Origin of the sequence: Microcoleus sp. B4-C2 (assembly GCF_036705265.1) — a bacterium.
GTDB lineage: Bacteria > Cyanobacteriota > Cyanobacteriia > Cyanobacteriales > Microcoleaceae > Microcoleus.
This window is the reverse complement of the sequence record NZ_JAUBUB010000006.1, coordinates 57,020-79,220: the sequence shown is the minus strand read 5'-3', so window position 1 is coordinate 79,220 and position 22,201 is coordinate 57,020. Positions and strand designations below refer to the sequence as shown.

The 22,201-nt window shown below is 45.5% G+C and carries 18 protein-coding genes and 1 tRNA gene; 12 read left to right on the top strand and 7 right to left on the bottom strand.

Translation table 11 applies throughout. The features are described 5' to 3' along the window. The first annotated feature begins 221 nt into the window (after positions 1-221). From QUB20_RS03990 to QUB20_RS03960, 7 genes are all read left to right on the top strand, one after another. A complete protein-coding gene (locus QUB20_RS03990) occupies positions 222-1,436 on the top strand; it encodes an ABC transporter permease subunit (RefSeq protein WP_333243408.1) in 1,215 nt (404 codons plus the stop codon). Positions 1,437-1,486: 50 nt separating this feature from the next. Continuing rightward, a complete protein-coding gene (locus QUB20_RS03985; protein ID WP_333243405.1) occupies positions 1,487-2,089 on the top strand; it encodes a hypothetical protein in 603 nt (200 codons plus the stop codon). A 45-nt stretch (positions 2,090-2,134) separates the two neighbouring features. Next, positions 2,135-2,656: a DUF29 family protein gene (locus tag QUB20_RS03980; RefSeq protein ID WP_333243402.1), complete on the top strand. Its 522-nt coding sequence runs from the start codon at positions 2,135-2,137 to the stop codon at positions 2,654-2,656. Between the two features lie 133 nt (positions 2,657-2,789). Next, positions 2,790-4,022: an amino acid ABC transporter permease gene (locus tag QUB20_RS03975; protein ID WP_333243398.1), complete on the top strand. Its 1,233-nt coding sequence runs from the start codon at positions 2,790-2,792 to the stop codon at positions 4,020-4,022. 162 nt (positions 4,023-4,184) lie between these two features. Continuing rightward, positions 4,185-4,937, top strand: coding sequence for an amino acid ABC transporter ATP-binding protein (locus tag QUB20_RS03970; RefSeq protein ID WP_333243394.1), 753 nt, complete (start codon positions 4,185-4,187; stop codon positions 4,935-4,937). 116 nt (positions 4,938-5,053) lie between these two features. Then, positions 5,054-7,117: an excinuclease ABC subunit UvrC gene (uvrC, locus tag QUB20_RS03965; protein WP_333243390.1), complete on the top strand. Its 2,064-nt coding sequence runs from the start codon at positions 5,054-5,056 to the stop codon at positions 7,115-7,117. Between the two features lie 151 nt (positions 7,118-7,268). Further along, positions 7,269-7,339, top strand: a tRNA-Gly gene (locus tag QUB20_RS03960). Positions 7,340-7,938: 599 nt separating this feature from the next. Here the strand turns inward: QUB20_RS03960 and mutS are convergent. Beyond that, the gene (mutS, locus tag QUB20_RS03955) at positions 7,939-10,566 is read right to left on the bottom strand and encodes a DNA mismatch repair protein MutS (RefSeq protein WP_333243386.1); all 2,628 of its coding nucleotides are present in this window, start codon (positions 10,564-10,566) and stop codon (positions 7,939-7,941) included. Between the two features lie 686 nt (positions 10,567-11,252). Here mutS and QUB20_RS03950 point away from each other — a divergent pair. Then, entirely contained in the window at positions 11,253-12,419 is a 1,167-nt protein-coding gene (locus QUB20_RS03950) for a zinc-dependent alcohol dehydrogenase (RefSeq protein ID WP_333243383.1), read from the top strand. 27 nt (positions 12,420-12,446) lie between these two features. Beyond that, the gene (locus QUB20_RS03945) at positions 12,447-12,656 is read left to right on the top strand and encodes an acetyltransferase (protein ID WP_333057082.1); all 210 of its coding nucleotides are present in this window, start codon (positions 12,447-12,449) and stop codon (positions 12,654-12,656) included. Between the two features lie 86 nt (positions 12,657-12,742). On the opposite strand, the gene QUB20_RS03940 is transcribed toward QUB20_RS03945, so the two are convergent. Then, the gene (locus tag QUB20_RS03940) at positions 12,743-13,897 is read right to left on the bottom strand and encodes an AAA family ATPase (protein ID WP_333243380.1); all 1,155 of its coding nucleotides are present in this window, start codon (positions 13,895-13,897) and stop codon (positions 12,743-12,745) included. A 15-nt stretch (positions 13,898-13,912) separates the two neighbouring features. Continuing rightward, positions 13,913-14,704 carry an RNA ligase family protein gene (locus tag QUB20_RS03935; RefSeq protein WP_333291178.1) on the bottom strand — a complete coding sequence of 264 codons (792 nt, stop codon included), beginning with the start codon at positions 14,702-14,704 and terminating at the stop codon, positions 13,913-13,915. 121 nt (positions 14,705-14,825) lie between these two features. On the opposite strand from QUB20_RS03935, the gene QUB20_RS03930 reads away from it, so the two are divergent. From QUB20_RS03930 to hpxZ, 3 genes are all read left to right on the top strand, one after another. After that, positions 14,826-15,695 (top strand): prohibitin family protein, encoded by an 870-nt coding sequence (locus QUB20_RS03930; RefSeq protein WP_333057085.1) that lies wholly within the window; start codon positions 14,826-14,828, stop codon positions 15,693-15,695. 234 nt (positions 15,696-15,929) lie between these two features. Next, positions 15,930-16,349 (top strand): peptidylprolyl isomerase, encoded by a 420-nt coding sequence (locus QUB20_RS03925; RefSeq protein ID WP_333057086.1) that lies wholly within the window; start codon positions 15,930-15,932, stop codon positions 16,347-16,349. Between the two features lie 230 nt (positions 16,350-16,579). After that, positions 16,580-16,966 carry an oxalurate catabolism protein HpxZ gene (hpxZ, locus tag QUB20_RS03920; protein WP_333243374.1) on the top strand — a complete coding sequence of 129 codons (387 nt, stop codon included), beginning with the start codon at positions 16,580-16,582 and terminating at the stop codon, positions 16,964-16,966. Between the two features lie 278 nt (positions 16,967-17,244). Here hpxZ and QUB20_RS03915 read toward each other — a convergent pair whose 3' ends face one another. The 4 genes from QUB20_RS03915 to QUB20_RS03900 form a co-directional block, all read right to left on the bottom strand. Beyond that, positions 17,245-18,369: a THUMP domain-containing protein gene (locus tag QUB20_RS03915; protein WP_333243371.1), complete on the bottom strand. Its 1,125-nt coding sequence runs from the start codon at positions 18,367-18,369 to the stop codon at positions 17,245-17,247. A gap of 225 nt (positions 18,370-18,594) precedes the next feature. Continuing rightward, positions 18,595-19,941 (bottom strand): TldD/PmbA family protein, encoded by a 1,347-nt coding sequence (locus tag QUB20_RS03910; RefSeq protein WP_333243368.1) that lies wholly within the window; start codon positions 19,939-19,941, stop codon positions 18,595-18,597. Positions 19,942-20,000: 59 nt separating this feature from the next. After that, a complete protein-coding gene (locus tag QUB20_RS03905) occupies positions 20,001-20,252 on the bottom strand; it encodes a DUF4926 domain-containing protein (RefSeq protein ID WP_333243365.1) in 252 nt (83 codons plus the stop codon). A gap of 181 nt (positions 20,253-20,433) precedes the next feature. Beyond that, the gene (locus tag QUB20_RS03900) at positions 20,434-21,921 is read right to left on the bottom strand and encodes a TldD/PmbA family protein (RefSeq protein ID WP_333243362.1); all 1,488 of its coding nucleotides are present in this window, start codon (positions 21,919-21,921) and stop codon (positions 20,434-20,436) included. Positions 21,922-22,201: the final 280 nt, after the last annotated feature.

Sequence of the window (22,201 nt, the reverse complement as noted above, 5' to 3'; positions counted from 1 at the left end):
TGTAGAGTGCGTGACTTGAAAAATCCCGATCGCCAATCGAGTAACTATCAAGTCATATCAAATCCGGTAGCATCGGAATAATTCATCTCTGTATTCTCTCCCTCTGCGTTCTCTGCGCCCTCTGCGGTTAAATAATTCCGATGCAACCGGAAACGATATCACGCACCAAAGCTCAATCTCGCCTGGATTTGCCAGCAGATTTATCAAATATAATTTAAGTTATGAACCCAGAACCTCCACCGGGCAAAGCCCAGAGATTTCCCAAATTTAAAGATATATCAAAACTGCTGCGGGACGATCGCTTCTGGAAAATAGCCGTACAGGCGATCGCCCTAATTTTAGTAATAGTTGTGATCGCGATTCTCGCGGACAATCTGGGCGCCAATTACTCGCAACTGGGGATTGCATTTGGATTTGACTTTCTCAATTCCCAAGCATCCTTTGACATCGGCGAAAGCGTGATTCCCTACAGTCCAGAAAACAGTTACAGACAAGCTTATTTTGTCGGTTTAATCAACTCGCTGCGGGTGATGGGTCTCGGTATTGTTTTCGCAACAGTTGCGGGTTTGACTGTAGGAATTGCCCGCCTTTCCGACAATTGGCTGCTGCGGCATTTGGCTGGTTTGTACGTAGAAATTTTGCGAAATACGCCGTTATTGCTGCAATTATTTTTCTGGTATTTTGCCGTTTTCATTTCCCTGCCAAAACTCGAAGACAATCAGCAGATGAGGGGGCCGATTTACTTGACAAATCGCGGCATTGCTGTACCAACAGCGGTGGCTTTGCCGGGTTTTGAGATTTGGGTGATTTTGCTAACTATCGGAGTTTTGGCTGCCGCTGGGCTGTGGATGTGGCGGGCGCGGGTGATGTTGGAAGAAGCGAAGCCGGGAAGACAGTTGTTTTGGGCTCTAGGTGCGATCGGGCTAAGTGCAATCTTAGCTTTGATTATTACCAAAAATCTGCCTTTTCGCCTAGATTTTCCCCGCTTGACGCCAGCATTGCAACTCGAAGGAGGATTAAAATTAACTCCAGAATTTGCCGCCTTGGTGACAGGGCTCAGCTTGTATACTGGCAGTTACATTGCAGAAATTGTGCGGGCCGGAATTCAGTCAGTATCGAAAGGCCAGTGGGAAGCGGGAAAGTCTTTAGGGCTGAAGTCGGGAACAATGATGCGGATGGTAATTTTGCCGCAAGCTTTGCGGGTGATTGTGCCGCCTTTAACCAGTCAGTATCTGAATTTAGCTAAGAATTCGAGTTTAGCGGTTGCGGTTGCTTATCCCGACGTTTATTTTGTGGTGGGCTCTCCGACGCTGAATCAGACTGGTAGGGCGATCGAAGCAATGTTAATTATCATGGTAACATATCTAACAATTAGTTTGATAGTTTCTCTGTTCATGAATTGGTACAATAAAACTGTACAAATCAAGGAAAGGTAAATAGTTGAAATTTAATCTATTTTAATTGGAATCAAAGGAGAGCGCGTTAAATGGCGTACAGTGATTTTAGTTTAGAGGGCGCAGTCCAAACATTTGAATTAAAGTATTCGGAAGTCGCCGATTTGTTTGGCAAAGAACCCAACTTAGAATGCAGCCAACTACTAGCAGAAACTCTCAAGCGCAGTGTACCGTTAGGTCTGGCAAGTAACACCCAGAAATCCCGCGCTGAAATGATTACAGCACCAATTTTAATTGAACTTAGAGAACAATTACAAAATCGAATTAGCTTATTTTCCGGTATTGACTTTAATGTTGACTCCGAAAGAGGCTTAGACGGTAGTTGCGATTTTCTAATTGGCAATTCATCAGGACTTTTGTTAGTTGTTGCACCAGTCATTATAATTGTAGAAGCAAAACCGGAAAATCTCAATAGTGAATTGGGACAGTGCGTAGCGGAAATGTTGGCAGCCAGGATATTTAATGAGCGCCAAGGAAACGAAATTCCGGCGATTTATGGCGCTGTCACTAGCGGAACTATCTGGAAATTTCTCCGATTAAAAAAACAAGTAATTGAAATAGGTTTGACCGAATATTATATCACAGATGTGAATAAAATTTTAGGAATCTTAGCTAGTGTAATTAATCATCAATGACAACAAATATCTGGGTTGGTCACTATCAAATTTAAGGGGAATCAAATGACACAAGAATTAATGGCTCTTAGAAATAGCATATTGGAAGGAAGGTATACGGATGCTTTGGCAATAGTCGATGAGTTAGATGGAATGAGCAAACAGGCAATTTTGCGACAAATCCAATCCTTTTTAAATGTTTTGCTGATTCACTTGATTAAAAATCAAGTTGAACAGCGATTAACTGGTTCTTGGGCAAGTTCGATTCGCAATTCAATCAGAGAAATTAAGAAGGCAAATATTAAAGATAATAAAACATCTTATTACATCAATTCTGATGAATGGGAGAGTTTTATAGAGGAGGAGGTGATTGAGGATGCGATTGCAGAGGCTGCGGAGGAAGTATTGAATGGTGCTTATACTCAATTTCAACTGGCAGAGATGATGGATAGAAACCTGATTATTCAAACTGCTGTGAGGTTATTGAACTTGACTTATATCCATTCCGCAAAAGATTTACCCGCAGTGTTAGCCCAGCATTTAAGTCAGTTACCAGGTGGAGAAGATTGGATAAATCGGCGAAAATAAGTATGATTTTTTTTAGCCTTGGCGATTGGAAATCGCGTCTCCACAAACAAAACCCCTGGCGATTGGAAATCGCGTCTACACAAACAAAACCCGCCTACGCGGGTTAATAAAATATAGGATTGAAAACCGCTAGATGGAAACTCTCCCCATATTACCGCCCCCAGCCACCGAATCGCCTACCCCTTGGAATTGGGCGCGCAAAAATTTATTTAGTACCTGGTACAACAGCATTCTGACAGTAGTTTGCCTAATTATCGCCTTCCAAACTATTAAAGGAATTATCGTTTGGGCAACAACAAAAGCTCAATGGCGCGTATTAGAAGCCAACTTGCCGCTATTTTTCGCGGGCAGATTTCCCCGCGACTCCTACTGGAGGCTGTGGATAGTAACGGGGATAATTGCCTTGTTGGGAGGATTAACTTGGGGAAACATTCAGCGGCAAGAACGTCTTTGGAATCCGCCTTTACTAATTATACTCGGTGCTGCGGTTGTGGGTGCGGTCATTTCGCCGATCGACCTAACCTCTCGCCTCTACCTCTTAGGAATTATTATCGCAGCCGCCGCCAGCTATGTCATCGGAAGGCAAATTAACCGCAACCCCCCCTCGCCCCCCCTTAGCAAGGGGGGGTTGGGGGGGGTTAGCTGGATGCCTGCAATTTGGGCTCTTTCCTTCCCCATAATTTTGTGGCTAATTAAAGGCGGGTTGGGTTTGACAGAAGTGTCAACAAATGATTGGGGCGGTTTAGTATTGACGCTGTTTTTAGCAGTTATTAGTATTGTGCTTTCCTTTCCTTTGGGAGTATTGCTAGCACTAGGGAGACAAAGTTCTTTGCCAGTTGTGAGATTGTTATCAACATTATACATTGAAATTATTCGCGGTTTACCCTTAATTGGCATTTTGTTTTTAGGTCAAGTGATGCTGCAACTCTTCTTGCCGCCCGAATATCCGAAATTAGATAGAGTAATTAGAGCCATTGCTGGATTAACCTTATTTAGTGCGGCATACTTGGCGGAAAACGTGCGCGGTGGCTTGCAGGCAGTGCCTAGGGGACAAATAGAAGCAGCTAGGTCGATCGGACTCAATACACCCCTACTCACAATTCTCATTGTACTGCCTCAAGCACTGCGAATAGTCATTCCTGCGATCGGCGGTCAATTCATCGGATTATTCATGGATACATCCCTGCTGTCTCTATTCGGAATGTTAGAATTAATCGGAATATCCCGCGCAGTTTTAGCAAATCCATCCTATATCGGCAGATACGCCGAAGTTTACATATTCGTCGGCATCATTTATTGGATATTTTGCTACTCAATCTCCCTAGCAAGCCGCAAAATAGAACGAACTTTAGAAAAAAGTCATTAGTCCGCAGTCTGTAGGGGCGGGTTCACCAACAAAATATAACTCCCAACCCAAATATATATAAACCCGCCCCCTCCCAACCCAAATATATATAAACCCCCCTCCGCTGAAGTAGTCAACAGTCATCAGGCAATAATTATCCGTCATTATTTAAAGGACAAAACTATGCAAACTAAACCCACAACCCCAGAACAGGTAATCGTAGCAGAAAACGTCCACAAATGGTACGGACAATTTCACGTACTGCGAGGCGTCAGCATGACCGTAAACCGAGGTGAAGTGGTTGTCGTGATGGGGCCATCGGGTTCGGGAAAATCGACGTTTATTCGCACATTCAACGCCTTAGAAGAATACCAACAAGGTAAAATTACGATCGACGGAATCGAACTTTCCCACGACTTACGCAACATTGAGACAATTCGCAGCGAAGTAGGAATGGTGTTTCAGCAATTCAACCTATTTCCCCACTTATCAGTCTTGCAAAACGTCATGCTAGCGCCGGTGTGGGTGCGTCGGTGGCCGAAGAAAAAAGCCGAAGAAGTGGCGATGCAACTGTTAGAAAGAGTGGGAATTTTGGAACAAGCAAAAAAATATCCAGGACAGTTGTCTGGGGGACAGCAGCAACGGGTCGCTATTGCACGTTCTCTAGCCATGCAGCCTAAAATTATGCTGTTTGATGAACCGACATCAGCATTAGACCCGGAAATGGTGCGGGAAGTGTTAGATGTAATGCGAAATTTGGCTCAAACAGGAATTACAATGGTGGTGGTGACTCACGAAGTCGGTTTTGCGCGCGAAGTTGCCGATCGCATTGTATTGATGGATGGCGGCGTTTTAGTGGAAGAAGCGAAGCCAGAAGAATTTTTTCAGAACCCGAAGGAAGAACGCACTCGCAAGTTTTTATCTCAGATATTGTAACAGATTTTCAAGTGTAGTCGGTGGGTTTTGCGACGGTAGCAGCCGTCAAACTAGACGTAATTAAGGTAAAATAAAAGAGTGTACAATCAGTCTCTATTTTGCTGAGATAGCTTGCAATGCCATCCACAAAAACTCTGCCGTTAGTTAAAGACTCGGAACGCCTAGAAAGTCGCCTCAAAGAAATCCCGGCGGTTCCTGGTGTATATTTAATGCGAGACGAGAGCGATCGCATCCTTTACATCGGCAAATCCAAAAAACTCCGAAACCGCGTCCGTTCCTACTTTCGCGAAAGCCAAAATCTCAGTCCCCGCATCGCGATGATGGTGCAGCAAGTGCGCGAAATTGAATTCATCGCCACCGACACAGAAGCGGAAGCTTTAGCGTTAGAAGCAAACCTCGTAAAACAGCACCAACCTTACTTTAACGTCCTCCTCAAAGATGATAAAAAATATCCTTATTTGTGCATAACTTGGTCGGAAGAATACCCGCGCATTTTTATCACCCGCAAACGCCGCGCAGGTAGTGCAAAAGACCGCTACTATGGCCCCTACGTTGATACAGGGGCACTGAGGAGTACGCTGCATTTAATTAAGCGAATTTTCCCCCTGCGGCAGCGCCCTCAACCGCTATTTAAAGACCGTCCTTGTTTGAACTACGACATCGGGCGCTGCGTTGGCGTTTGTCAAGGGTTAACTTCGCCGGAGGAATACCGAAAAATCATCCAAAAAGTAGCGATGATTTTCCAGGGAAGAACTCAGGAATTACTCGACTTGTTAGCGCCGCAAATGGAACAAGCTGCCGAAGATTTAAACTTTGAAACGGCGGCGCGCATTCGCGATCAAATTAAGGGTTTGCAGTCTTTGAGTGCGGGTCAAAAAGTGTCTTTGCCCGACGATACGGTTTCCAGAGATGCGATCGCACTTGCGGCAGACACCCAGCACGCTTGCGTCCAATTGTTCCAAATTCGCGCCGGTCAATTGGTCGGAAGATTGGGATTTATGGCGGAAATACCCTCCCAACTCAGGGCGGGCACGGGGGCGCCGCCCCTACAAGCGGGGGGGCAAGAGTTATCTGAACTTTCTCTTTCCTCCCCCCCAAGCCTTGGGGGGGTAGAGGCCGGAGCGATTTTACAGCGGGTGTTGGAAGAACACTATCAAAATGTCGAATCCGTAGAAATTCCCAGCGAAATTTCTGTGCAGTACGAATTGCCAGAAGGGGAAATATTAGCAGATTGGTTAAGCAATCGTAAGGGGCGAAAAGTTACCATTTTGACGCCACAACGGCAAACTAAGGCTGAGTTGATTGAGATGGTGGAACGCAATGCTGAGTATGAATTGGCGAGAATGCAAAGATTGAGCGATCGCAATTCTCAAGCAATGGAAGATTTAGCAGAAATTCTCGATTTGCCAGAAGTTCCTCGTCGCATTGAAGGTTACGATATTTCTCACATTCAAGGTTCTGACGCCGTAGCTTCCCGCGTCGTATTTATTGACGGTTTGCCAGCTAATCAACACTACCGCCACTACAAAATTAAAAATCCTGAAATTAAATCGGGTCATTCTGATGATTTTGCTAGTTTAGCAGAAGTTATCGGTCGCCGATTCCGAGGAGTGAAGGAAGAAGAAAGTTCGGCAACGGATTTTATAACGGATTTAACGGATTTAACGGATAAGGAAGAAGAATTTAGCGATTTAGGAAAATCGAAAAAAATCAGCAATTTATCCTCCGTTTCTCGTACTATCTCCGACAAACCAGATTTAATTATGATAGATGGCGGCAAAGGTCAACTGTCAGCGGTTGTGGCAGTTTTGCGGGAGATGAATTTGCTAGAAGAGTTGCGCGTTGTCAGTTTGGCAAAGCAGCGAGAGGAGATATTTTTGCCGGGGGAATCTTTGCCACTGCAAACTAATTCTGAGCAACCGGGCGTACAATTATTGCGCCGGGTGCGGGATGAGGCGCACAGGTTTGCTGTGAGTTTTCACCGGGATCGAAGAAGCGAGAGAATGAAGCGATCGCGCCTTGATGAAATTCCCGGATTGGGACACCACCGACAAAAACAATTGTTGGCACATTTTCGGTCGATCGACTATCTCCGTTTAGCGACTCCCGAACAGTTGGCAGAAGTTTCTGGGATTGGCCCCCGTCTGGCGCAGCAAATTTACGATTATTTCCACCCGTAAAGCCTTACCCAGCATCGGAGACGGGGATTTTTGGAGTGAGGGGGCGATCGACCCGCAAGTCCGGATTCAGCCACTGTGAGGGAGGTATTCAAAAATTTTGCACAGGCCTATTGCAATCCCCAGAGACTTGTGGTATGTTTAGTTTCTGTGCGCGGGCATAGTTTAGTGGTAAAACTTTAGCCTTCCAAGCTAACTATGCGGGTTCGATTCCCGCTGCCCGCTTACTTCCATAAAAACCTCAAACCAACGATAAATCAACGGTTTGAGGTTTTTTATTGCTGATTTTTTCGCTTTGTGATGAGTCTAGTTGACTAGAAATTGGATACAAATTGACTACGGAATGACCAAACTGAGTATCGTTTGAATAGAAATTGAATAGAAATTGAATAGAAATATTCACTTTCTATTCAATCTCTCCCCAATTGCTACTACCTGTAGTCGGCAAGTCAAGACGCCCTGACTACTCATCCGCCCAACAATCCTAAAATTACCTCCACGTCTTCCCGTTCCGCCCTCGTCTTTTTACGCCGCGCTTTCAACTGATTGAGCAAGTCGGCCTGCTTTGGAAATAGGGATGAGCGTGCACAAAGAGGTAAGAAAATTGCAAAATGGGCGTTAGAGTTGCTGGAGAGTTCCTGGTTTGTAGTAAAAGTAGTAACTGAGATATTGCACCATGCTCAAGAACAGGCAGGATGCCTGTTCCACAAAGAGTGAATTTTATTGTGGGGAGTAGGGGTTGGGCAGGAGATCCCGCCCCTGAAAGGCTTATTGAAAATGGTGCAATATAGCAGTTACTACAATTTTTTTTCCCACCGGAAATTTCAATCATCAAAAATATCCAACTGTTCGCCCTCCGACTCTTTTTTACCATCTTTTTTAACACCTTTCCGCAGCCCGATCGCAATTTTGCTATGTTTCTCAATCTGCCTCATCACCTGTCTCGCCCGGTCAATCACCGACGGCGGTAAACCGGCTAATCTGCCGGCTTCAATTCCGTAAGATTTGTCAGCACCTCCCGGCTGAACTTGGTGCAAAAAAACAATTTGATCCGGCAATTCTTTCACTGTCACCTGATAATTTGCGACATTATCCAAAATAGAAGCTAACTCATTTAACTCGTGATAGTGAGTCGCAAAAATTGTCCGCGCCCGAATCTCAGTTGCTAAATATTCTGCCACAGACCAAGCAATCGAAAGTCCGTCAAAGGTTGCCGTTCCCCTGCCAATTTCATCTAGCAAAACCAAGGATTGCGGCGTCGCGTGATTGAGAATATTTGCAGTTTCGTTCATTTCCACCATAAACGTAGACTGACCTGTTGCCAAATCATCGACGGCGCCGACGCGGGTAAAAATCCGATCGCAAATTCCCAAACTCGCAGCTTTCGCCGGCACAAAACTGCCCATCTGCGCCATCAACTGAATCAAACCAACCTGCCGCAAATAACAACTTTTGCCGCTAGCATTCGGCCCGGTTAAAATAATTAAATCTGGGCGGTTTAGCGATTCTTCCCGACCCAAAAAAGCGGAATTAGGTACAAAAAATCCCGGTGGCAAAGACTTTTCCACCACAGGATGACAACCTTCAATAATTTTAATTTCCCGACTTTCTGTCATAGTCGGGCGGCAGTAATTCTGGTAAACTGCTACTTCTGCTAAACCGCACAAAACATCGGCCGCCGCCACGGCGCGGGAAACGTTGCGAATAATTTCGGCGTGTTCTCCTACCTCCGATCGCACTTTAGCAAAAATATCGTATTCCAATTGATTTAAATCTTCCCGCGCTGTCAGAATTCGCACTTCCCTTTCTTTTAATTCTTCAGTGCTATAACGTTCTTCATTGGTGAGAGTTTGCTTGCGGGTGTAGTCCTTCGGCACTTGGTCTACTTTCGATTTTGTAATGCTGATGTAATAGCCGAAAGCTTTATTGTAGCCTACTTTTAAATTAGAAATTCCGGTGCGCTTTCTCTCAGTTGCCTCTAAATTTGCAATCCATTCTTGGTCTGCTGATGCAGTTTGGCGCATTTCATCTAGCATAGGATTGATTCCCGATCGAATCAAACCTCCTTCTTTTAAATGAATCGGCGGTTCATCAACTAAATGAGCGTGAATTTTACTTGCTAATTCTTCTAAAATTGGCGGTACATTTTGCAGCGCTTTCAAATAGGGCGATCGCCCTTCGGCTGCGATCGAGGCTAATTGCGGCAGTTTCGAGAGAGAATCAGCTAAAGCGACCAAATCCCGCGCGCTAGCTGTTCCAGAACCGGCGCGGCCTGTCAGTCTTTCGATGTCATAAATTTGGCGCAGCAACTGCTGCAAATCTTGGCGCAGACCGTTATTTTCTACTAATTCTTGAATCGTGTCATGTCGGGCGCAAATGCCTTTAATGTTGAGCAAAGGTTGCAGCACCCAGCGGCGCAAAGCGCGGCCTCCCATGGCGGTGCTGGTTTTGTCTATAGCCCACAGCAGCGAACCGTGAAAAACCCCATCTCTCACTGTTTGAGTAATTTCGAGATTGCGGCGGGTTTGGTAGTCGAGTATGAGAAAATCGGTGAGAGTGTAAGTGTGCAATCTTTGCAAAGAAACTGCTTTTTCCTTTTGAGTTTCTTCGATATATTGCAGCAAACCGCCGGCGGCACGCACTGCGAGGGAAAGGTGGCCGCATCCCATACCTTCGAGCGATCGCACTTTGAATTTTTGCAGTATTCTCTGTTTTGCTTCGGACAAAGTAAACGGAATTTGCGATCGCAAAGAATAGCAAAACGAATTCGGCAAACAATCGGGCAAATGCTCGGATTTCTCTCCGGGCCTCAACATAGTCACCAAATCCGGCGCATTAGTCGGTACCAAGACTTCCGAAGGTTGCAAACGCAGCAATTCTAAGGTTAATTGTTCTAAACTATCTGCTTGGGTAGTGACGAATTCTCCCGTAGAAATATCTGTATAAGCCAATCCCCAATGTTCCCCAGCAATGACGACTGCTGCTAAAAAATTATTTTGTCTGGGTTTGAGCATTCCGTCATCAGTCAAGGTTCCGGGAGTGAGAATGCGGGTAATTTCTCGCTTGACTTGGCGGCCTTCTTTCGCAGCAATCGAGGCATCTTCAACTTGGTCGCAAACTACTACAGCATAGCCTTTTTCTACTAACATTGAGGTGTAGCGGTCTAGGGCGTGGTGCGGCACTCCTGTCATCGGCACTCTGCCGATTTCTTTGCCGCTTTCTTTGCTAGTACAAACAAGTTCTAATTCGCGCGAAATCGTAACTGCATCTTGGAAAAAACACTCAAAGAAATCTCCGACTCGAAACAATAAAAGTGCATGGGGATACTGTTCTTTCACTTCCACATACCGCTGCATCATCGGAGTTAGCTTGGTGAATTCTAGTAGGCGGTGGTCGGCATTGCGGATGTTGGGTTGATTGGGATCTGTTGGGGTAGATGCAGTGTAAGGCATAAAAGGCGATCGATAAATTTTAATCTTTAACAACTTTAGCGCAAGCTCGGCTTTTAGCTATAACTAATATACAATATTTGACGATTAATCCTCCTTAAGCAGGGTGCGTGATTGTCTATATTGGTGAAGAGTGTTGAGCTATACAAAAGTCAGGCACCCTACTTAATAATCGATAAACCCGCTTTTAGTTGAGAATTTTTATGTCGCTACTTATCTAATGTGAGTCGAAGCAGCCGCTACAGTGAGACTTAGGGCGGATATTTTATCTATTGTGAGAGGATAGGGATCGGCGATCGACAAAAACAACCTCATCCATCTCGTTATTAACTGTTATAGCAGATGTTGAAAGCCTTTCAAGTTCGCTCACCGTAAAAAGAAAGAAGAAGCAATCTTCCGCAATGATTTCAGCAATTAGGCACGTCTTAACCGTCGAGCGTGCTTGCTATAAAGGTTGGGCATTAACACAATAATGTCAAATTTTCCGCATTTTAGGGGCATCAACTTTACAATTTTGTTATTTAAAAGAGCCGGAAGATAGATTTTTAAATTATACCTCGGATAGAGAGATAAAATATTTTATATGCTTAGAATTAAAAACATCGAAGCGAGTAAATTATCGGCTTAGTAAAGGTAAGATTTAGAATCAAAAATCTGCTAGCTAGTAGTTAAATAGAGGAAAAAAAATAATGAAAGCTCTTTGCTGGCACGGAGCAAATGATGTGCGAGTTGATAATGTACCAGACCCAACAATTATCAATCCGCGCGATGCGATAGTTAAAATCACGTCTACAGCAATCTGCGGCTCAGATTTGCACCTCTATAACGGCTACATCCCGACAATGCAATCGGGTGACATCATGGGCCACGAATTCATGGGGGAAGTAGTCGAACTCGGCAGTGAAGTCAAGAATTTAAAAAAGGGCGATCGCGTCGTCATTCCTTTTACTATTTCTTGCGGCAGTTGCTTCTTTTGCAACCGCGATTTGTGGTCGCTGTGCGACAACTCCAACCCCAATGCTGGGCTGGCTGAAAAAATCTACGGTCATTCGCCGGCGGGACTGTTTGGCTACTCGCATTTAACGGGTGGTTATGCAGGAGGTCAAGCAGAATACGCGCGGGTTCCCTTTGCAGATGTCGGCCCTTTAAAAATTCCCGACGGACTTTCGGACGAACAAGTATTGTTCCTCACCGATATCTTTCCTACCGGTTACATGGCGGCCGAAAACTGCAACATTCAGCCGGGGGATACGGTAGCAGTTTGGGGATGCGGGCCGGTCGGACAATTTGCGATCAGAAGCGCGTTTATGCTGGGGGCCGATCGAGTAATTGCGATCGACCGCATACCGGAACGCTTGCAAATGGCGGCTGCGGCGAAAGCTGAAATCATCAACTACGAAGAAATGGACGCCGGGGAAGCTGTCACCGAAATGACGGGGGGACGCGGGCCAGACTCTTGCATCGACGCGGTGGGGATGGAAGCCCACGGCACCGGTCTCGACGCTTTGTACGACAAAGCTAAGCAAGCCGTGCGCCTGGAAAGCGATCGACCCACTGCCCTGCGACAAGTAATCCTCGCTTGCCGCAAAGGCGGCACAGTCTCAATTCCCGGCGTTTACGGCGGCTTCGTTGACAAAGTGCCCCTAGGTGCAGCTTTCAACAAAGGCTTGACCATGAAAATGGGACAGACGCACGTTCACCGCTATTTGCGGCCGTTGCTCGATCGCGTTCAAAAAGGCGAAATTGACCCGTCATTCGTAATTACGCACCGAATGAAATTGGATGAAGCGCCCCACGCTTACGAGATTTTCAAACAGAAAAAAGACAACTGCATCAAAGTTGTCCTCAAACCCTAACTCGCATTTACCCTTCAAGGAGAAACTATGCTTTTACAAGAAAAAGAATCAGGCGACTTGATTGAAATCCTCGATGTAGATGCTTTAATCAGCCCTACAAAACAAGAAGTGTCGGGAAAAAATCAAGCTGGTCAAGAAGAGCAAGAGAAAGCAACTTTTCCAAAAAGTAATTTAGTCTTTCCTTCCGGTGAAAATCTGCCGCGCTGCTGGACTGAGGAAAATTATCAAACTCATTGATATCAAGGGAAACCCCAAACCTAATATCCAGAACCCCGACTTCTTTAAGAAGTCGGGGTTCTAACAGTTTGAGGTAAAAAGGGAGATTAATTGTTAACGTTCCACTCGACTTGATGGGCTTCTGTGATGTCTGGAATATCCAGCCGCGCAGCTAATTTGCGAATAACTGCTTGCGGTACTGTTGTTGTGCGCGATCGATTCCGCTGCAATATTTCGTCCAAAGGAACTTCGAGGTAAACAATGCGAATGCGCGCTTGATAATCGGCAAAAAAATTAATTAATTGCTGGCGCATTTGTTTAGTTGTATTCGTGGCGTTCCACACAAAAGAGCGCCCGTCATTCATGTATTCGCGGGCTCTTTTTTTCGCGGCTGTGACCACATTTCCAGGGGTTTCGTCGGGAGGGAGATTCATCTCTTTTCGCAGTGCATCCAGCGAGATTACTGGCAAATCTGGGAGATTTTTCCGAATCCAATAATCTTTACCGCTTCCTGGCAAGCCCGACATCAAAATTACTTCGCATTTAGTGTCGTCAAATGCTTCGTAATCCGGGTGGCCGTTCTCTTTGCGGAAGTAGATAAATCGGCTGTGTGCTGAGGGGAATTGTCGGGGAGAATCCAAACAATTATTTTCTTGACAAAACTCCCAAAATAGTTGTATTTTATCGAGTAATTCTTGTTTGTCGGCGCAGTGGCGGCCGCGCACGTCTGCTTCGGCTAAAAGTGCGAGGAAATCGCAGCGGACAACTTGACTCACTTTAATTACAGACTGCTGCGGGTTGGGTTTGTCGATCAGCCAGATGGGTAAACTGCCGAATTGGACGATCGCCACCACGGTTTCCCGAATCTCAAACTGCACAGGCGGCTCGAATTGAGATAAAATTTGTCTAACCATTCTCGCACCTTGGCGGGCGTGACCTTTTGAGCTAATTCTGCCATCGGCTTCGATTTTTGTAAAGGTTGGTTTGGCGACATCGTGCAGCAAAGCGGCCGCAAAAAGTATCGATCGTTCTTGCACGGGTAATTGACGCCAATTTGGGGAAGATATTAATGCTTCGCAGACCATTTTGGTATGAATTAAAACGTCTCCTTCGGCGTGATAAATCGGGTCTTGCTGACATCCTTTTAAGTTTTGAATCCAATCGAAATGATTTTGAATGCTGTCCCAATCCAGGAACCAATCGGGCGGTTCGGGACAAAAGGGAAAAGTCCAAGTTGCCGAGGGCGATAACAGTGCATTCATAAATTTACCTGCGGGTTAACTAAAATTAAATAAATCTGCGCCGGGACGCAGAATATTGGGTATAATAGGGCGATTGAGCCAATGTCCTTCAGCATTTTTAATAGCAGTCAAAAAACTGGCACGCACGTATTTATAACGAGCCTTTACTATGCCATCTTCTTCGACTTTAATGTACAGACCCTCCATAATCTCGCTCTTGTCAGTCTCTTTCAAACATCGTTCTTCATCTAATCCCAATTCCTCGCAGTACAAACGCAACCGATCCAAATGTCCAGGTTGAATAAAATTAGATTTTTCCATAAACTGCATCATTTGCTTGGGAGATTTCAGCACTCCCGAAAATAGCACGGGAACTGACACTAACGGCAACCCGCTTAACAACTTGCGGCGGGATTCTGTACTCAGAAATTGACGGGTTTCTAAGTCCAGCACATCGTATTCCATAAAATAGTGCGGCAAAAAATTATAAAAAACAGTGTGTTTCGCATAAAGCCATTCGCCGTAAAGAATGTAGCGATTTCCCAGCACTTCTCCCAGGGCTGGGCTGAGACTGAAAGCCCACTGTTTGAATAAGTTAAAATGTTTTTCCCTCGGCCCGCCGGTGAGATAGTGACCGCGACTTTGCAGCAGCATTTGTCCGTCTGGTGCGAAGCTGATGCCTGTATTAGCGCCGTCTACCTTTTCTTCTATAATTAGAGGGCGATCGAGCAAAGCGCTAAATGGCACGCTGTCGAGGTCTTCATCACCCGGTTGGAAACGCGAACCTTCGATGTGATAAGTTCTAGGATATTTAACAATTTTGAGCATCAGCCAATCCATTTTAGATTTGAGAGGCGACCCATCCATTTGAGATTTGAGATTTGAGACTTGAGAGGCGACCGAATCTATTTAACCATTATAATGGAATTATCACAAAGGAGCGTGTATTTTGAAAAGTCAAAGTTTCCAGAGCATATCATCAGCATTCGCTGGGATTCTATTAGTAGGCGCGCTACTCCTGGGATTAAACTCTTTTGTCGTCATCAATCCAGGTGAAGCAGGGGTGGTTAGCGTTTTAGGAAAAGCCACAGATGGAGCATTGTTAGAGGGGTTTCACCTCAGACCCCCGCTGATCTCCAAGGTAGATGTGTACGATGTAACAGTGCAAAAATTTGAAGTTCCCGCCCAGAGTGCTACTAAAGACCTTCAGGATTTAAATGCTAGTTTTGCGATTAACTTTCGCCTCGATCCTGCGAGAATAGTTGATGTCCGAAGGACTCAAGGAACCTTGGAGAATATAGTCTCAAAAATAATTGCTCCTCAGACGCAAGAAGCATTTAAAACAGCGGCTGCACTGAGAACCGCCGAACAATCTATTACTCAAAGAAGTGAACTGAAGCGAGACTTTGATACTGCGCTGAAGGAAAGGCTATCAAAATATGATGTAATCGTACTTGATACGAGCGTTGTTAACATTCGATTCTCCACCGATTTTGCGAAAGCGGTTGAGGAGAAACAGGTTGCTGAACAGCGGGCGCAAAGGGCTGTTTATGTTGCTCAGGAAGCAGAACAGCAGGCTCAAGCTGATATTAACCGCGCTCAAGGTAGGGCAGAAGCTCAAAGGCTATTGGCTGAAACTTTGAAGGCTCAAGGCGGCGATTTAGTGCTGCAAAAAGAGGCGATCGAAGCTTGGAGAAGCGGCGGCGCTCAGATGCCAAAAGTGCTGGTGATGGGCGCAGGTTCGAGTCGGGTTCCTTTCATTTTTAATATGAACGATATTCAGGAAGAACCCGATCGCCCGCCAGTGACCAACAATTAAAATATGGCTGAGGGTAACAAGCCCGGTGTCTCCGAAAATATTGGCTTTGCTAACCACAAATCTCGGAATAAACCGGGTTTCCTCAGAAAGCGCACATAAGTTCTATGAGAGTTGCCGGAATATGCTACACTTCTGAAAGCCACAATATAACGACAGTTTGAATCTGTCGTTATAAAAGCGAAGTCCGCAATTAACACGCAGGCAACACACTCATTTTAGGAACCAGGAGAAATCATGACCCGCGCTATTATGGAAACCGACAAAGGCACAATCAATTTGGAATTGTTTGATGCGGATGCGCCTAACACAGTGAAGAATTTTGTTGACTTGGCGGAAAAAGGTTTTTACGATGGATTGTCCTTTCACCGAGTCATTCCTAACTTTATGATTCAAGGTGGCTGTCCAAAAGGCAATGGAACTGGTGGCCCCGGCTACAAAATCAAGTGCGAAATCAACTCGAACAAACATGAGGCAGGAACTTTATCGATGGCTCACGCAGGCCGCGATACGGGTGGCAGCCAATTCTTTATTTGCCATTCTCCCCAGTCTCATCTAGATGGAGTTCACACAACTTTTGGCAAAACTGAGGATATGTCTGTCGTTAATGCTATCCGCCAAGGTGACAAGATTATTTCGCTCAAAATTGAGCATTAATTTCCTCTAATTAGTTTTGTTTGTAGTAAGGACTAAAGTCCTTATTGCAAACAAAACGTGTGAAAGTTAAGAGTTTTAAAATCTACAACTTATGACCAATATTTTTTTGATGGTACAAGCCCCGGATTTATCCGTGGAATCAATCCAAAATCCCAAATCATTGCATCCTCAAGCCCCCGGATTTATCCGTGGTGTCAATCTAAAATCTAAAATCTAAAATCTAAAATCGAATGACTGTTATTAATGATAATACTGTGGTGACTGAGTTAACTGAACTATATTTAAAATACGAAAAAGCTCTTTGTACGAACGATATTGAAACTCTCGATAATTTGTTCTGGGATGCGCCGGAAGTCGTGCGGTTTGGGGTGACGGAGAACCTGTACGGGAGTGATGAGGTGAGGGCTTTTCGCAAAGGACGATCGCCTGTAAATGTCGATCGAGAAATGTTCAACCTCAAAGTCGTGACTTTCGATGCAGACACGGCGGCTGTGACGCTGGAATTTCGCCGTGTAATGGATGGAGTGGTACGGCTGGGGCGGCAGAGTCAGATGTGGCGGAAGTTTCCTCAAGGGTGGAAGATTGTTTCCGCTCACGTTTCTTTTTTGCCGGTGTAGATGTTAAGTCATTTCCCTTGAATTGCCCGTAATGAAATTCTGTCGATCGGGCTGGGCGGGTTTATAGATATTATGGATGTGAATTACAGATTGTTTGTGAAACCCGCCCCTACAAGTATTGTGGTTAATTTACCTGACAGGATATTAAAGCTAAGAAAACAATATATTCAAATGTAAAATTACTATTTTAATTTGATTATTGTTGAGCCATGTAATTCGGCATAGATTCTTTTTTTCCTTTACTATTAGTACCTCTTCTTTTTGGTCACTCCCATTCGCTAATACAGTTCATATTTGAGCAAAGTACACGGAATCGATCCATTATAAACAGGAATTCGCCGCGATGTCCTGAGTCCCACCTTTTTACCCAACTCCTTATTCCCAGTCAAAATAAAAGCATTCCAACCTTTAAAACGATGCTTGAAAATATCCCCCAACATCTTGTACAAATCTCCTAATTCGCTAGCATCTCCCAGGCGCTCTCCGTAGGGAGGATTGCAAATCAAAACGCCTCTGTCTGCGGGTGCTTCCAACTGAGATAACTCGGTTTGAGCAAACTGAATTTTACCGGAAATACCAGCTTGCTGCGCGTTCGTGCGAGCTTGAGTTAACATATCGGAATCGCGATCGCACCCTGCAATCACCTCTTTAAGTTCCGGTAACTCACTATTTTCCGCTTCCGCCCACAATTCATCCCACAAAGGTTCGTCAAAATCCCGCCAACTCATAAATCCAAACTTTTCTCGAAACAATCCCGGTGCAATATTCAATCCCTTTAAAGTCGCTTCCAAAGGCAAAGTTCCCGAACCGCACATCGGGTCTAAAAACGGCAAATCAGGCGTCCATTCTGCCATCTCCAACAAAGCCGCAGCTAGGGTTTCTTTGAGGGGAGCAAGCCCCATCGCCGGTCGATATCCCCGGCGGTGCAAACTGCCGCCAGAACTGTCTAAACTTAAAATAGCTCTATCTTGATGAATGTGAAGGTTAATTTGCAAATCGGGATGCTCTACATCGACATTAGAACGCTTGTTAAATTGAAGGCGCTGTTGGTCGGCGATCGCATTTTTGACCTGCAAAGCTGTAAAGTGAGTGTGGTTCAACTTTTCGTTGCCGCCGGTACAGTTTACTGCTAAAGTATTTTCGGGATATAAGTATTCGTCCCAAGGGATTTTCTGCACTTCGCGGTAGAGCATATCCGAGTTGTAACACCGGAATTCGGCGATCGGCATTAGCACTCGAAAAATTGTTCTCGACCAAAGATTGACGCGGTACAATAAAGTGCGATCGCCCGCAAAGTAAACCCCAGTAAAATCTGGCTTGACATCCTGGGCCCCTAAACGTTCTAATTCTTGGGCGGCAATAGTTTCTAAACCGCGCGCAACTGTAGCAAAATATTGATTCATTGATAATTGGTAATTGGTAATTGCGGATTGGGCATTGTTACTAACAACAGACACCAGACTGATGACTATAATAGCTGGTTTTAATCCTAACTATCAAAATAAATACTCTACCTTTACGATAAATCACTCGCATTAATCTGGGTGGGGGCGGGTTTGAGAGATTGTTCTTTGTTGGCTGTGATTGTTTGTGAAACCCGCCCCTACAGATTGTTAGAAATGTGCGAGTCACAAACTGTCAGTAATACTCGTGAAATTAAAAGCTTTCACGCGCACTCCGGGCACGACACTACCGCCGTAACGCTTCACCGCACTAACTGCATCCACATCGCGCAACATATCAGGTAAAACTTGATTGAAACGCAGGTTTTTAATCGGGTAAGCAATTTTGCCATCCTCAATCCAAAAAGTACCGTCGCGAGTCATTCCCGTTACTTCCAATGTTTTCGGATTAACGTAGCGCACGTACCAAGCTCGACTAACAAAAATTCCTCGCTCGGTTTGAGCAACTAAATCTGCTAAACTTTGGTCGGAACCTGTCATTACGATCGGGTAATAAGCACCTTTTGCCTCTTTGCCTTTTTGTGCGGCCCAGTAGCGGGAATAAGACAAACTTTGAGGGACGCCATCTTTGATGATTTCCAAATAGTTATTCCTCAATCCGTCGCCGAAAAAAGTATTCGATCGCAACAAAGGATGAGCCGGATCGCGCTGCACTTGCACTAACGGGCTAAAAAGTTGTTCCCCCGCACGGTTTCCCGCTGGTTTTCCCTCTGCATCGGCGATCGACATAAACGATCGCCCCTCATCCGCCGCCCTCGCATCCAGCCCCCAAATTACCCACGGTAGCAAGCCCGCAAAAGCAGCGCCGTCAAAGATTACCGGATAAACGCCGGGAGTGATGGGGCGCGGGTTGCGAGATGCGATCGCCCGATCGAGCACTTGTTCTGCTAATTGGGCGATCGGCAATTCGTTGATACTCCAAGCAGTGCTCTTCGCCCAACTAGAACCGTCTTCAACGCGAGCAGTAAAGCTGAAATCTGCCTCTGTAGACTGGTTGCAGGCGCGGAGTCCGGTTGACGAGGCGATCGCGTACAGCGACGCCTCAGTGCTCAAAGTGCCCGAACCATGAGCGCCCCCCTGGGAGGATCTCGCGCACGCTTGCTGCACCATTTCGGCCCGTGCTAGAGGCGATACAGTTGCCGTTGCTGTGTCGAAGGCGGGCGATCGCAAATCATAGGTTTGAGGCGGCAGCAGCGGCATCCATTCGGGGTCTGCCGGCGCAATTCGGGCCAATTCTTCCGATCGCTTGACTGCGGAGGCGATCGCATCTTCATCAAATTCTGTAACAGCAGCAGAGGCGCTTTTGTTGCCAAAATAGCTAGTAATGCTCAGATTAAATACTGTTTTGCTGATATTTTGGCTGATTTGGTTTTCCGAGAATCTCGAAAGAGATTCTTCGCCAGTAGAGAGACTTACAAATACTTCCTCTGCTTTGGATAATTTGACTGCTTTTTCTACTAAAGATAAGGCTTGGTCTTCACTTAAAAGTGCGGGCGATGTTGTTACGAGCATAAGCTAAAGTCCCGGAATATTTGTTGTATTTGAAAATAGGTTTAGCCGCAATACTACGGTTAACTCGCCTGTACTAAAGAGCGTACTGCTAACACTTCATCTGCTCCCAGAGGTTCCACATCTGAAGGAGAAACAGCCACAACTAAAATCGATTCTCCTAAAGCATTAAATATTTCTAGAACGCAGCCATCATCTTCGCCTTCCCTTGGATGAGGTACCCGATCGACTAGCATGGCTACATCACCTTTTTTGAGCTGATATAGCGGCATATCCCGACACAATGCTACACGCTGGTAAAGTTCAAGTTTCACGTCGAGACTCCTTTTTGGGTTTGAGAGTAAGCTGTCGGGCATCTAAGTTGTCAGTCCGGGACGCAATTGTCATAATTAGTAAGGTGCGTCGCTGCGATATTTTAGATTTTTTTGAGGATTTTTGATGGCGACGCACCCTACAGATCCTTTAGAATTCTCACATTAAAAACCTACAATCTAATTAAGAATTTCCCCCAATTTGAATATCTCTCACTCGCACCGGCACACAAGCGTGAGTCATTTGAGCTATCTGCATCGGTTCACCTTTGCCGCACATATTCGTACCGCATTGAACCAGCTCCGAAGCTGGCCCGATCGCATCTATTTGATTCCAGAAATCAGTAGTCATCGCCTGATAAGTTACATCCTTCAACATCCCGACAATTTTACCTTTTTCCACCTTCCAAAAAGCATCGCCGCCGAATTGAAAATTGCGCCGCTGCTGGTCGATCGAATAACTACCCATACCGTCGATTAAAATGCCGTCTTCCGTATCCGCAATCATCTGGGCCAAAGTAGCAGTATGGCTGCCGCCATCCGGGCCCGGCTCCAATCCCAAATTGGGAATTCTCACCATCGGCACGCTCGACCAACTGTCAGCGCAAGCAGAACCGTTGCTGCTGGCACGTCCGAGGCGATAAGCCGTCTCTCTGTCAGTGAGATAATCAACTAAAATTCCATCCTTGACAACGTACCACTCTTGTGATTTTACGCCCTCATCATCGTAACCCATTGTACCGCGACCCCCTGATTGAGTGCGATCGCACTTAAAATTCACCCAAGGCGCAGCATATTGCAGTTTATTTAAATTATCAGTAGTAGCAAAGCTCGTGCCAGCAAAATTAGATTCGTAGCCGTAAACCCGGTCTAATTCAGTTGGATGTCCGACAGATTCGTGAATAGTTAAGAACAAATTTGTCGGCTTGAGAATCAGGGATTTGCAAATACCAGCCGGGATTTTAGGAGCGCGGACTTTCTCAATAGCTTCAGCGGCAACTCTTTCGACTTGACTCAACAAATCATCGGGATTAATATGTTCGTAACCGATATTTAGCGGCGGGCGATCGTAACTGCGACTTTGGGCATCGCCGCCCGCAATTGCCGTACAGTCAAAACCCGGATAGCAGCGGTAGATTGTTTGTTCGATTAGCGATCCTTCTGTAGAAGCAAAAACCTTGTCTTCGCGGCTGGACTGCAAAAAAGAAGAAGCTTTTTTGATGCCTTGTGCGCCTTGTGCTAGCAGTTGCTCGTTGATAGTTAGAAGCAGTTCAGCTTTCTCAGCAACGGGTACAGAAAAAGGGTCAATGGCGATCGGAGTTACATAGGTATCGACATATTTTTCGACAGGCACCAACCGCACCGGTTCCTTCTGAGTTAAGCGGCTGCCTTTAGCGATTTCTACAGCCAAAGCGACTATTCTTGCAACCTCTGCGGGTGTTTTGCTGTGACTGGCGGCAAACCCCCAAGCGCCGTCTAGAAGCACCCGCACGCCAAAACCCGAACTTACATTATCTGACAGTTGACTTAAAGATCGATCGCGCGCGTAAAGATTCTGCCTTCGGTAACTGCAAAAACGTACATCACCGTACTCGCAACCTGTTTTCCGAATCAAATCTACAGCCAAATTTGCTAACTCGTTAGCAGAGATTTTTGCAGTTAATTGCACCATAGTTATTCGTCATTCGTCGTTAGTTGTCAATTATTATAGCGCTTTTAAATTATTTGAACCATTTTCAATAAGCCTTCTATGGGCGGGCAGGATGCCCAACCCCTACTCCCCACAATCAATTCACTCTTTGTGGAACAGGCATCTTGCCTGTTTGTGGAACAGGCATCTTGCCTGTTTGTGGAACAGGCATCTTGCCTGTTAATTTTGTGGAACAGGCATCTTGCCTGTTAATTTTGTGGAACAGGCATCTTGCCTGTTAATTTTGTGGAACAGGCATCTT